This window comes from Pseudarthrobacter sp. NPDC058196 (assembly GCF_042882685.1).
In the GTDB taxonomy this organism is placed as follows: Bacteria; Actinomycetota; Actinomycetes; order Actinomycetales; family Micrococcaceae; genus Arthrobacter.
On record NZ_JBHVVN010000013.1, the window covers coordinates 122,003 to 133,584 of the forward strand.

At 66.5% G+C, this 11,582-nt stretch carries 10 protein-coding genes; 5 read left to right on the plus strand and 5 right to left on the minus strand.

Annotation, left to right across the window (positions count from 1 at the left end):
• Positions 1–76: 76 nt before the first annotated feature.
• Entirely contained in the window at positions 77–2,821 is a 2,745-nt protein-coding gene (gene mgtA / locus ACFVVC_RS18570) for a magnesium-translocating P-type ATPase (RefSeq protein WP_387456577.1), read from the plus strand.
• A 95-nt stretch (positions 2,822–2,916) separates the two neighbouring features.
• On the plus strand, positions 2,917–4,593 hold the full coding sequence (locus ACFVVC_RS18575) for a GAF domain-containing protein (RefSeq protein WP_387456580.1): 1,677 nt from the start codon (positions 2,917–2,919) through the stop codon (positions 4,591–4,593).
• Between the two features lie 54 nt (positions 4,594–4,647).
• Here the strand turns inward: ACFVVC_RS18575 and ACFVVC_RS18580 are convergent, their stop codons facing one another.
• On the minus strand, positions 4,648–5,334 hold the full coding sequence (locus ACFVVC_RS18580) for a response regulator (protein ID WP_387456583.1): 687 nt from the start codon (positions 5,332–5,334) through the stop codon (positions 4,648–4,650).
• A 255-nt stretch (positions 5,335–5,589) separates the two neighbouring features.
• Between ACFVVC_RS18580 and ACFVVC_RS18585 the strand changes: the two genes are divergently transcribed.
• Complete coding sequence (locus ACFVVC_RS18585; RefSeq protein ID WP_387456586.1) at positions 5,590–6,294, plus strand: hypothetical protein; 705 nt, start codon at positions 5,590–5,592, stop codon at positions 6,292–6,294.
• 57 nt (positions 6,295–6,351) lie between these two features.
• Here ACFVVC_RS18585 and ACFVVC_RS18590 read toward each other — a convergent pair whose 3' ends face one another.
• The gene (locus tag ACFVVC_RS18590) at positions 6,352–7,617 is read right to left on the minus strand and encodes a flavin-containing monooxygenase (RefSeq protein ID WP_387456589.1); all 1,266 of its coding nucleotides are present in this window, start codon (positions 7,615–7,617) and stop codon (positions 6,352–6,354) included.
• A 2-nt stretch (positions 7,618–7,619) separates the two neighbouring features.
• On the minus strand, positions 7,620–8,021 hold the full coding sequence (locus ACFVVC_RS18595) for a TfoX/Sxy family protein (protein ID WP_387456592.1): 402 nt from the start codon (positions 8,019–8,021) through the stop codon (positions 7,620–7,622).
• A 353-nt stretch (positions 8,022–8,374) separates the two neighbouring features.
• Here ACFVVC_RS18595 and ACFVVC_RS18600 point away from each other — a divergent pair, with 353 nt between their 5' ends.
• Positions 8,375–8,578 (plus strand): cold-shock protein, encoded by a 204-nt coding sequence (locus ACFVVC_RS18600; protein ID WP_009372930.1) that lies wholly within the window; start codon positions 8,375–8,377, stop codon positions 8,576–8,578.
• 185 nt (positions 8,579–8,763) lie between these two features.
• Here the strand turns inward: ACFVVC_RS18600 and ACFVVC_RS18605 are convergent, their stop codons facing one another.
• A complete protein-coding gene (locus ACFVVC_RS18605; RefSeq protein WP_387456614.1) occupies positions 8,764–8,895 on the minus strand; it encodes a YdeI/OmpD-associated family protein in 132 nt (43 codons plus the stop codon).
• A gap of 31 nt (positions 8,896–8,926) precedes the next feature.
• Positions 8,927–10,219 (minus strand): MFS transporter, encoded by a 1,293-nt coding sequence (locus ACFVVC_RS18610; protein ID WP_387456597.1) that lies wholly within the window; start codon positions 10,217–10,219, stop codon positions 8,927–8,929.
• Between the two features lie 361 nt (positions 10,220–10,580).
• On the opposite strand from ACFVVC_RS18610, the gene ACFVVC_RS18615 reads away from it, so the two are divergent.
• On the plus strand, positions 10,581–11,534 hold the full coding sequence (locus ACFVVC_RS18615; protein ID WP_387456600.1) for a plastocyanin/azurin family copper-binding protein: 954 nt from the start codon (positions 10,581–10,583) through the stop codon (positions 11,532–11,534).
• Positions 11,535–11,582: the final 48 nt, after the last annotated feature.

Consider the following 11,582-nt stretch of genomic DNA (forward strand, 5'->3'; position numbering starts at 1 on the left):
GGAAGTGCAGCGCCAGTGTCGGTCCGGCGTCGTACTCTTGGATCCATCCACTACTTGAGTGTGCGAACGGATCCAGATGCCAGAGCTGAATGTGCAGGAGCGGGCATCCCTCCTGCTGCCCATTACCGAGGCAGCGGCCCTGGCGGCGGACCAAACACTCGCCCGGCTCGGGTCCGGTCCGGGTGGGCTCACCGGCGAGGAAGCGGAACGGCGCCTGGCGGAGATCGGGCCCAACGCCGTCCGCACCCACCGGGCCAATGGGTGGGCCGTGCTGGGACGCCAGTTTGCCAGCCCCATCCTGATCCTCCTGCTCATCACCGCCGGGCTGTCCCTCTTCCTGGGCGACGCCACCAACTCGATCGTCATCGGCGTGATCCTCCTGGTCAGCGTTGGTCTCGGTTTCACCAACGAATTCCGGGCCGAGCGCGCATCCGAGGCCCTGCACGACCGCGTCACCCACCGCGCCGTGGTGCTCCGCGGCGGGGCCACCACGGAAGTTGACGTCACCGCACTGGTGCCGGGCGACGTCGTCCACCTCTCCCTGGGCGCCATCATTCCCGCGGACATCCGCCTCCTGACCACCGGCAACCTCCTCTGCGACGAAAGCATCCTGACGGGGGAGTCCCTGCCCGCCGCCAAGGACCCCGCCGCCGTGCAGGCAGGCGCGGCACTGGCCGACCTCTCGTCCTGTGCGTTCATGGGCACCGTCATCCAGTCCGGCAACTGCACCGGCGTGGTGGTGGCCACCGGCGGGCGCGCAGAATTCGGCCGAATCGCGCTTGGCCTGGGTGAACGTCAGCCGCAAACCGAATTCCAGCTGGGCCTCAAGCGGTTCTCCTTCCTGCTGCTGCAGGTGGCCATCGGACTCACCACGCTGATCTTCATCGCCAACCTGCTGCTGCAGCGTCCGCTGATTGAATCGCTGCTGTTCTCCCTCGCCATCGCGGTGGGCATCACGCCACAGCTGCTGCCCGCCGTGGTCAGCACCTCCCTGGCCACCGGCACCCGCCAGCTCGCCAAACGGAAGGTCCTGGTCAAGCGGCTGGTCTGCATCGAGGACCTGGGGGACATGGACATCCTGGTCACGGACAAGACCGGCACCCTTACCGAGGGGAAGATCAGCTTCACGGCTGCCATTCCGGCCACCGCGGACATGTCCGGCGGCTCCCTGTTCACACTGGGCCTGCTGGCTACCGAGGCGGACTACACCGAAGCCAAACTCACCTCCGCCGGGCAGAACCCGCTGGACGCCGCCCTTTGGGACAGTCCCGGCGCGTCCGGGTTCGATCCCGGCCGTTACCAGCGGCTGGACATGATCGGCTTCGACCACCAGCGCCGCCGCACCACCGTGCTGGTGCGGGAGGCCGGCGGACCCCCGCAACTGGTCACCAAGGGCGCCCCCGAGGACGTCCTTGCCCTGTGCGGCCCGGTCGCGCCGGCCGTGCAGGCCCTTCTGGACGAACAGTTCGACGCCGGGTCCAGGGTGGTCGCCGTCGCCACCCGCCGGGCCGACGGGCTGGGCACGCTGACCGCGGCCGATGAACACGGCCTCACCCTGGCAGGCTTCCTGGTGTTCCTGGACCGTCCCAAGGCCAACGCCCGGCAATCGCTGGACAGGCTGGAGGAACTGGGCATCTCCGTCAAGATTGCCACGGGTGACAACGCCAAGGTGGCCGAGAAAGTCTGCGCCGACCTGGACGTCGTCTCGGGCGGCACGCTCACCGGGGCGGACATCGACGCACTGTCCGACGCCGACCTCGCCGCCTCCGCCCGCACGTCCACCATCTTTGCCCGGGTCTCGCCCGAGCAAAAAGCCCGCATCATCGCCTTGCTGCGCCAAAGCGGCGGGTCCGTCGGGTTCATGGGCGACGGCGTCAACGACGCCCTCGCCCTCCACAAGGCGGACATCGGCATCTCCGTGGACAGCGCCACGGACGTCGCCAAGGACGCGGCCGACGTCGTCCTCCTGGACAAGGACCTCGGCGTCCTGGCCGAAGGAGTGATGGAGGGCCGGCGGATCTTCGCGAACACCATCAAATACGTCCTGATGGGCACCTCCAGCAACTTCGGCAACATGTTCAGCGCCGCCGTCGCCTCCGTGGTGCTGAGCTTCCTGCCCATGCTCCCCGGCCAGATCCTGCTCAACAACCTGCTGTACGACAGCGGCCAGCTCGCCATCCCGGGAGACCGCGTGGACAAGGAACAGCTCCGCGCCCCCTCGCACTGGAACATCGCCTTCATCCGCCGGTTCATGTTCCTCTTCGGGCCCATCAGCTCGCTGTTCGACTTCGCCACGTTTGCCCTGATGCTGTTCGTGTTCGATGCCGTACCGGGGGAGTTCCGGGCAGGCTGGTTCATCGAGTCCATCGCCACCCAGACCCTGATCATCTTCGCCATCCGCACCCGCCGCGTGCCGTTCGTGCGGAGCCGGCCGTCCGCCGGGTTGATCACCGCGTCCCTGGGCGTGGTGGCGCTGGGCATCCTCCTGCCGCTCTCGCCGTTGCAGGGCGTGCTGGGTTTCGACCCCCTACCCGTGCCGTTCTTCCTTGCACTGCTGGGCATGATCGTGTTGTACCTGGTGCTGGTGGAGATCGCCAAGGCGTGGTTCTTTGCCCGCGCCGCCCAGCAGGTGCCCACTGTTCCGGTACGCCGCCGGGCTGACACCCACCACATCGCCCGCCGTGCCTTCCGCTTCAGCATTCCCGTCAAGGTGCCCCAGCTCACGGCCGGCCCGGCAGGAATCCGGCCTCCCGGCAGGCGGCGGCGCCGGGTCCAACCATTTTCCCCTGACCAGGGCCCGGTGCGGCGGTCCGGGGGTTAGCATGGCAGGGAGAGGGTCTTGGACTGTCTTACCCGGATTCAGGGCGATGAAGCCCGCCGTGGATCATGCTGGCCGAACCACCGAGGTGTCTTATTGTGTGGCGTGAACCTATCAGGCGGCGGACCCGTGAGCTCCTCCGGGAGTTCGTGGACAGGGCAGACGAGCTGGTGCGGACCCAGGAGCATGTGGAGGGTCTGCTCGGTGCGGTCGTGTCCCTTGCGGAAGACCTCAGCCTCGAAGCGGTCCTGGACCGGGTGGTCCAGTCGGCATGCGAACTCGTGGGCGCCCGGTACGGTGCCTTGGGCGTCATCGGGGACGACCAGCAGCTCAGCCACTTCATCACGGTCGGCATTGACGAAGAAGGAACCCGCGTCATCGGTGACCTTCCCACCGGCCACGGGGTCCTTGGACAGCTGATCCGGGAACCCAAGCCATTGCGGCTCCATGACCTGGGCGAGCACCCCATGGCTGTCGGTTTCCCGGCCAACCACCCACCGATGAAGACCTTCCTGGGCGTTCCGGTGCGGGTCCGGGACACCGTCTTTGGAAACCTCTACCTGACCGAGAAGATCGACGGCCAGGACTTCACTGCCGAGGACGAGGACCTGGCCGTTGCCCTCGCCTCCGCCGCCGGCGTGGCGATCCAGAACGCGCGCCTGTACGAGGACAGCAACGACCGCCAGCGCTGGCTGGAGGCGGGGATGGAGGTCAGCGACCGGCTCAAGGCCAATCCACGGTCCGATACCGAAAATTTGGAGCTGATCGCGGAGGGCGCCATGCACGCGTCAGCCTCGGCCTTGTCCCTGGTTGCGTCCGTGGCCGGTGACGGGACCCTGAGGTGCCGGACGTCCATGGGCGTGCAGTCGGTACCGGCCGGGCAGGAACTGCCGGCATCACCCGTATTTGCGCAAGTGCTTACGTCGCGGCAATCCAAGACGTTTACCGACCCCCGCCAGGTGTTTGAGCCGGCGTCGGGGGAAAAACTTGGTCCGGTCCTGGTGGCCGCGCTGGGCAGCGACACAGACGGGGAGCGCGACAGCGTGCTGATCCTGGCCCGTTCTGCCGGCGGCGCACGCTATACCGACCTGGATGTTGAACAGAGCGCGGTGTTCGCCTCCCGGATAGGGCTGACGCTTGAATTGCTCAAAGCGAACCAGTTGCGGGAAGAACACGCGTTGTTCATCGACCGGGAGCGGATCGCGGCGGACCTGCACGACCTCGTCATCCAGCGGCTTTTCGCGGCGGGGCTCAGCATTCAAAGCCTGCGCCGCTACACCTCGGACCCGGACGCGCATGAGCGCCGCATCGCCGGCATCACCGCTGAGCTTGATGACTGTATCCATCAACTCCGCGACACCATCTACTCGCTGCAGGCCCGCCAGCCAGACCGGGAACTGCTCAGCGGGCGGGTCCTGCGCGCCGTCCTGGAAGCTGCCAATGCCGCCGGATTCCTGCCCCGGGTCCAGCTCTCCGGACCCATTGACCTGGTGGGGGATGAGGTTGCCGAGCAGCTCCTGCCGGTGCTGACTGAAAGCGTCAGCAACGCGGTGCGGCATTCAGGTTCCGAGGATATCCACGTGCTGCTGGCGGCGCAGGACGGCGAAGTTGTCCTTACCGTCCGCGACCATGGGCGGGGCTTTGAGAATCCCGGACGGGTCAGCGGGCTGGAGAACATGAAAATCCGCGCCACCCGCCTGGGCGGCAGCTGCGTTATCGACAGCACTCCCGGCGAGGGTACGAGGGTGACCTGGACGGTTCCCAGCACCGGGTGACGGTTACCAGCACCGGGTGATGGTTCCCACCACCGGAGTGGGGGTGGCGGATCGTCAGGACACCACTTCCCAGGCACGGGGGATGGGAACCGGGACCAGGTGGTTCCGGCGGCGGAAACCAAGCTTCTGCAGGACCGAGGACACGCTGACCGTGACGGCGTCGTCGAGCAGCCGCATCTCCTGCGCGATCTGCCGGTTCGTCAGCCCTCGAGCCATGAAGGCGAGAACGTTCCGCTCCAGGTCGGTGAGGCTTTTCAACCACGCGGCAGAGGACGCGGCGTAAAGGCTTTCGGCTACCCGATCCCTGATCTCGGGGGTGAGCAAGGCGTCGCCGGCGGCGGCGCGGCGGATGCGGCTCAGCAGTTCCTTATGGTCCCTCACCTGCTTGAGAAGGTACCCGGCCGCGCCTGCCAGAACTGTTGCGCGGGCCGCGTGCTGTTCGTCCCACCCGGTCAGGATCAAGGATCTGACGTCGGGAGCGGTGGTGCGGAGGTCCCGGCAGACCTCTATCCCGGTACCATCCGGGAGCCTGTCGTCCAAGACAGCCAGGTCCGGGTTCAGCCTGGGAATGAGACGGCTTGCCTCTGCGGCCGAACCGCTTTCGCCTGCCACTGCGAGGCCGTCATTTTCGAGCAGGTCCCGGAGGCCCCGCCGCACCGGTTCGTGGTCGTTGAGGATGAAGATCCGGGCTGGCCCGGTGGGGGACCGGAACACATCCCGGGGTGCTGCGGGTGTTTCCATGTAGACGCTCTCGTCGGCTCGTGGACCTTCCCGGCCGCCGGTTTGACTCAGCCGCCCCTGTCGGAAGGAACCTCAAATAATCATCCCGCATGACATTCCTCGCAGGCAGGGTCAAAAGTCCGTAGCTGGTTCCTCCGCCTGTCAACAGGGCAGGAAGCCGAGGGGCTTTGTGCCCTGTTGGGCGCCGAGGATACCGCCCTAGCCTGAGTTAAGCAGTGCGGTTCCCTGCCGCCTGCCGTACCCGGGAGGCGCACGGTGAAATCGACAAACGCGAGCATCATCGCAGGTATCGTCCTCATCGCGCTGGGTGTCCTGTTGCTGCTGGACCGGCTCGGCGTCACGGACAGCGGGGCCTTTGTGGCGCCACTGATTTTCGCGGCGGTGGGGGTCCTGTTCGCATCCCTGTTCGTGCGGCGCCGGGAAAACTGGTGGGCGGCCATCCCTGGCTCGGTTTTCCTTGGCCTGGCCGCCGTCATCGTCGCGACCCAACTCACCGAGGGCTCTTGGGGCGCGTCGTTGCTGTTCCTTTCCATGGGGGCCGGATTCGCCGCCGTGTACCTGCGGGAGCGCGTCAACTGGTGGGCCCTCATTCCGTCCGGAGTCATGTTCACCTTGGCAGCCATCGTGGCCCTCCCGCAGGCGATGCAGGGCACCCCCACCGCCGCCGTGCTGTTCCTCGGCCTGGCCGCCACGTTTGGTGTGCTGTCCCTGGTTCCGGTCCATGCAGCCGGCCATTCCGGTGATCAGGCGGATCGGATGAAGTGGCCGCTGGTCCCGGCCGGCATCCTCGCCGCCATGGGCGCAATCTTCATCCTCCAGTCCGCGGCGGTGCTTATCCCGTTGGACTTCGCGTTTCCGGCGGTCATGATCCTGGCAGGACTCGCCTTGATGGTTTACGCCTACCTCGCCCACCGTGACGGACGGCAGAAGGCCCACGGTCCCGGCCCCACGGCAGGGTAGGGCTCAGCCGGCCGTTCAGCGGACCGGTTTCGCAACTTGGCTTCCCTCGGGTGCCAGTCAGCCCCGCGCTGCCAGGTGTTCAGTCACGTATTCGGCGTCCGGGCCCACGCCAACCAGGGTGGCGGAAATGTGCCGGGTGAGCCAGGGGAGTCCGACGGCGTACAGGCCCGGGTGCTCCGTGACGCCCCTGCTGTGGCGGGGGTAGTTCCACTCGTCCAGGAGCGGAAGGTCCAGCATGCTGAAGTCCAGCGCATACCCGGTGGACCAGATGATGGAAGTGACTCCTTCCTCGCGGAGGTCCAGCCGGGAACCTGGCCCGTCGGGCTTCCAGCTGTCCGGTTCGGCTGCCTCGGCCGCGGGAGCGTGGATCCCGGCGGCGTCGATGTATGCGTCAAAGAGCTTCTTGAACCGCTGGCTGAAACCCGCCTCCGCGGCAGCCAGGCGCTGGGTGAGGTCGTCGGTGAAGACGGGGACGCCGTCGTCGACACCCTCAAACCGGCCGTGGAGCCGGACTCCGCGCCGGCCCAGTCCGCGAAGCCGGACGCTGTGCCCGCCCCCGGTGCCGGACAGCAGCGGGTTGCATTGGAACCGCCCGGCGGGGGAGGGCAGCTGGTCCACCAGCAGCGCGTTGATGCCGTAGTCCGGGCCGTGCACGTTCACCTCCCGGATCCAGTGGAAGATGTCCTGGCCCCGGTAACGGCGCGGCGCTTCGGGGCACGACGAGACGGACAGGTGCACGGTACGGCCGGCGTCGAGCAGGTCCTCCGTGATCTGCCCGCCGGACTGCCCAGTCCCCACCACCAGGACCGCCCCGGCCGGCAGTTGGTCCGGGTTGCGGTAGTCATGGCTGTGCAGTTGCAGGACCTCCGGGGAGATGCCGACGGCGGCGGCAGGGATCCGCGGGCGCTGGAACGCGCCGCTGGCCAGCACCACATTCCGGGCCGTCCAGGTGCCCTGGCCCGTCAGGACGGCGAAGCCGCCTTCCGCCGGCGTGATCCGGGTGACCCCGGTGTCCAGTTCCACCGGGGCCTGGATGTCCCCGGCGTAGCCGCGGAAGAACCCGATGGTGGCTTCCCTGGTGAGGAACCCCTCCGGGTCCGGACCTGCATAAGGAGCCCCCGGCAGGTCGACGGAGAAGTTTGGCGTGTTCAGGTAGAAGGAGTCCCACCGGTCCTGCCAGGCGCCGCCGAGGGCGGCCCGCTGCTCCAGGATGCGGTGTTCCACGCCGCGCTGCGCCAGCCAATAGCTGGTGGCCAGGCCCGCCTGGCCTGCGCCCACCACCAGGGTGTTGGTGTCCTGCCGGGGAACTGCGGAGGCGGACACGGCTACCGCGCCGCTTTCCCGCGGCCGCTGGTCCGTGGCGCCCGGGCCTTGGGTTCTTTGGGCGGCAGGGCAGCGACGTAGTCCAGGGCTTTCCCGGCCCACGCACGCGCCCTGGTGTCATCGCCGTCGCCCTCTTCATTCCAGACTTCCGGCAGCCCGGTATAGCCGCCCATCGGTCGGTCCGCGGGCCCGAACGGCACTGTCCGCTCGGAGGATTCCAGCAGTTCCTTGTCCTCCTCGGAGAGCTTCACCCCGATGGTGGACCCGAACAGGCCCGCGAACATGTTGCCGTTGACGAACGCCCCGAGGTTGCCGAACATCGGCTTCACCACCACGCCCGGATGGTCGGGAACAAGGCGCCGGAAGCGTTCTTTTTCTTCCTCGGTTGCTTTGGGCATCTCCATGGCGTGACCTCCCGGTGGCGGCGTTGTTGTCCGCGGATCTGGATGCAGGATATGCCTGTTTGGAACAGTGGTCGAGGGGCGGCCGTCCTCCGTTTCGGCGGCCAATTTGTCCGGGACACCCTGGGAACAGTCCCGTGCCGGATGACTCCGTACGGCTGTGGCCCCGGCTTAATTAGGCGTGGGCTGAATCTCCTGTAGTGTTAAACCCGTTGTTGTGTTTATGCAGTTGGTAGTTCAGGCAGTACGCGCGGTCGAAAGTCCGTGTTCTTCTGAAGTAGCGGTTTTTGAACACCCCACACCGGAGGGCCCGAAAGTCGGGATTTTCCCTCCACCTTCACGAAGGACAAAAAATAATGGCTACTGGTACCGTCAAATGGTTTAACGCTGAAAAGGGCTTCGGCTTCATCTCCCCGGACGACTCCTCGCAGGATGTTTTCGCGCACTACTCCGCGATCAACTCCAACGGCTTCCGCTCCCTCGAAGAGAACCAGAAGGTTTCCTTCGACACCGAGCAGGGCCCCAAGGGTCCCCAGGCCACCAACATCCAGGCTCTCTAATTTCTTAGGGTTCCGGGACCGTTAGGTTTCCAAGCAGGGCTTGCCGTCACCGGCAAGCCCTGCTTTTTGTTAACCCGGATGCGCGAACTCCCTGTGCCTTCTGCTGATCACCCCGCCGGCGGGTCTGGGCTAACCCGGCCGGTGGGTCCGTCCGGTCCGCTGGTCCAGGGCGGGGCAGCGGTGGATTATCCGAGTTCGGCGAGGACCGCGGCAATCCTGCGGGAACGTGTTTCGTCGGTACGCACGCCCGCCACGGCGAGCACATGGCGCCGCTGGTTGCTGTAGGACAAGGACTGGAAGCGTTCCGCCGCGGCAATAGCCGCCGAGGCCCGCGCCTGACCATGTGGCTTACCTTCCCGGCCTGCGACGCGACGTTTCCCGGGCGCCTGCCGGGTAGCCGCCCTTGCGGCTCGCTGCGATGATGGCCAGGGCCGCGGCCACCGGGATGGCGGCGGCGTACGGTACCAAGCCGGCCCCTAGTGCGGTGAAGGCCAGGCCGCCGTAGGAGGCGCCGACGGCGATGCCCAGTTGGATGGTGACCACCGTCAGGCTGTTGGCGGCGTCCCGGTGCTCGCCGCCCGCGCGGAGGATTGCTGCCTGGTTGTAGATGCCGATCGCGCCAAACGCTATGCCCCATAGTGACAGCAGGGCCATGGCGCCGGGCCAGGTGCCGCCGAGCAACGGGAGCAGACCGAAGACCGCCAGGAGTCCGGCCACCGTGATGAGCAGGGACCGCCGTGGCATGGAGTCCGTGGTAATGCCCGCGATCCAGATTCCGACAAGGCTTGCCACTCCGATGACGGACAGCGAAATGCTGACCGCGCCCGCAGGCAGTCCGGAGGCCAGCAGGAACGGTGCTATGTAGGTGAACAGCGTGAAGTGCGCCAGGACCAGGAGCGGCCATGCGACGGCGACGGCAACCACTCCGCGCACGGCAAGGGCCGCACGCAGCGACGGCCGTGATTCCAGTCCGGAATCCGTGGCCGCCGGCAGCAGATACATGGCGAGCAGCGCGAGGAGCGCCGCCACTCCGGCCAGGGCCAGGAATGAGCTGCGCCAGGACAGGACGGCACCCATCATGGTGCCCAGCGGCGCACCGACGGCCAAGGCGATGCTGTTGCCGCTGAAAACGATGGCCATGGCCTTGCCCACCGAATGCGCCGGCACGATTCTCGCCACATAGGGCGCCATGCTGGACCAGAGGAGCCCGTGGGCCACCCCGCCGAGGAGCCTCGCCGCAATGGCCAGCGGCAGCGTGGGGCTGGCCGCAAGCAGAACATTGCTCAGGCCAAACGCAAGGATCGTGGCGACCAGCAGCGTCTTTCGCGAGACGCGACCGGCGAGCAGCCGCGAGAGGGGGAGCGCCGTGAACACGATGACGGCAGCGTAAACCGCAGTCAGTGCGCCGACGGCTGATTCCTGGACGCCAAGCTCGCGGCTGATCTCCGGCAAGAGGCCGGAGGGCAGCAGCTCGGTGGTGACCGCGGTGAAGCCTGCCGCGGACAGGACAAGAAGCCCCGCGCGGGGGATCCTCGCCGGGCGACCCCGGACGGGGGCAGCCGCTGGCGTGGTGGCCGGTTCGGATGCCTGGCCTTTGGATGTGTCGGTCTGCAACTCGTTGTCTTCTTTTGGAACTGCCACGCTTACAACCCAACCAGCTAATGCGGCAGCGATGGGAGTCCCTGCCGGAACCCCCATCGGCCGAAGGTTTCCCTTCTCGACAAATTTCGGTTGAAGGAGCAATCTAAAAGGTGCGAGCCTCTGCCGCGCGGCAAGCCATGGCGGCGGCGCGTGGACAATCAAGGATTCAACCTCTGCGACACCAGTTGGGGTGGTGCATGTCCGGCGTGTTGACGCGCCGGAACCGGGGCCCGTGCTCCCCAGCCCGGGCGTCCGGCACCCTTTACTCCGAAATCAGTGGCCTGTTTGGCCTGTGGGTTGAGTTGAACGAGCCACCGCTGCATCGGCCGTCCGGCCGAATACCGTTCAAGAGAGCGTTGCCATGAAGCAAAACCGGGGAAACACAACAAGATTCAACAAACTCGCATTCATTGTCGCCTTCGCTGTTGCCCTACTGGCCTCACTGGCCGCGGCCGGTCCGGCATCGGCCGACGGTGGGGGCCACCGGACCTGGCAGGTCCAAGTGGGCTCCGAGTCCCGCGACCAGGAAATCCAGGGAATGTCCTTCCTCCCTTCGGAGATCTTTATCAATGAGCACGACACCATCAACTGGACGGCAAACGCCGCCGAGATCCACACGGTGACATTCCTGGCGGCCGGCCAGTCGCTGCAGCCGTTCAATCCGTTCGATCCACAGGACTTGAACGAAGTTGGAGAGCACGTATACGACGGGCACTCGTACTACAATTCCGGCCTCCTTTCGAACGTGCAAGTGCCGGGATTCCCTGTCGCGACAAGCTACAGCCTGACCTTCCCGCGCGAGGGCGACTTCACCTACTACTGCCTGGTCCACGGCCAGATGATGAAGGGGACGGTCCACGTCCGCGAGCAGGGCACGGACTACCCGTACAGCCAGGCTGACTACAACAAGGCATCACTGGCGCAGGCGCGGGCCATCCTTCGCGACGGGCACCAGCTTGACGCCTCGCTGGCCCAACAAGCCAGCAACCACAGGGTCATGGCAGGCGGTGACGACGGCGTTGCAATGGTCATGCGCTTCGTCCGGCCCAGCGTGACGGTGCATGTCGGCGATACTGTCGTGTTTGCCAACACCGGAATGGGCGCACCCCACACGGTCACCTTCGGCACCGAACCGGCGAATATTTTCGCTCCGTCGGGAACGCCGTCGAACTTTATCGGTGGCGACCTGAACTCCGGCATCATTCTGCCGGGCGATGAGTTCGCGGTGACCTTCAAGGCAGCAGGGACGTTCAAGTACATCTGCGCACTCCATGACTTCATGGGCATGATGGGCCAGGTGAGGGTAGTCGACTGACAACAACTGACTGATGCCGATGGCCCGGCCGGAGCGGATGCTCCGGCC

What these genes read in the sequence shown, in the direction of transcription:
- ACFVVC_RS18580 (WP_387456583.1), bottom strand. Translation starts at nt 5,334, where the DNA reads ATGGAAACACCCGCAGCACCCCGGGATGTGTTCCGGTCCCCCACCGGG.
- ACFVVC_RS18595 (WP_387456592.1), bottom strand. Translation starts at nt 8,021, where the DNA reads ATGGAGATGCCCAAAGCAACCGAGGAAGAAAAAGAACGCTTCCGGCGC.
- ACFVVC_RS18615 (WP_387456600.1), top strand. Translation starts at nt 10,581, where the DNA reads ATGAAGCAAAACCGGGGAAACACAACAAGATTCAACAAACTCGCATTC.
- mgtA (WP_387456577.1), top strand. Translation starts at nt 77, where the DNA reads ATGCCAGAGCTGAATGTGCAGGAGCGGGCATCCCTCCTGCTGCCCATT.
- ACFVVC_RS18600 (WP_009372930.1), top strand. Translation starts at nt 8,375, where the DNA reads ATGGCTACTGGTACCGTCAAATGGTTTAACGCTGAAAAGGGCTTCGGC.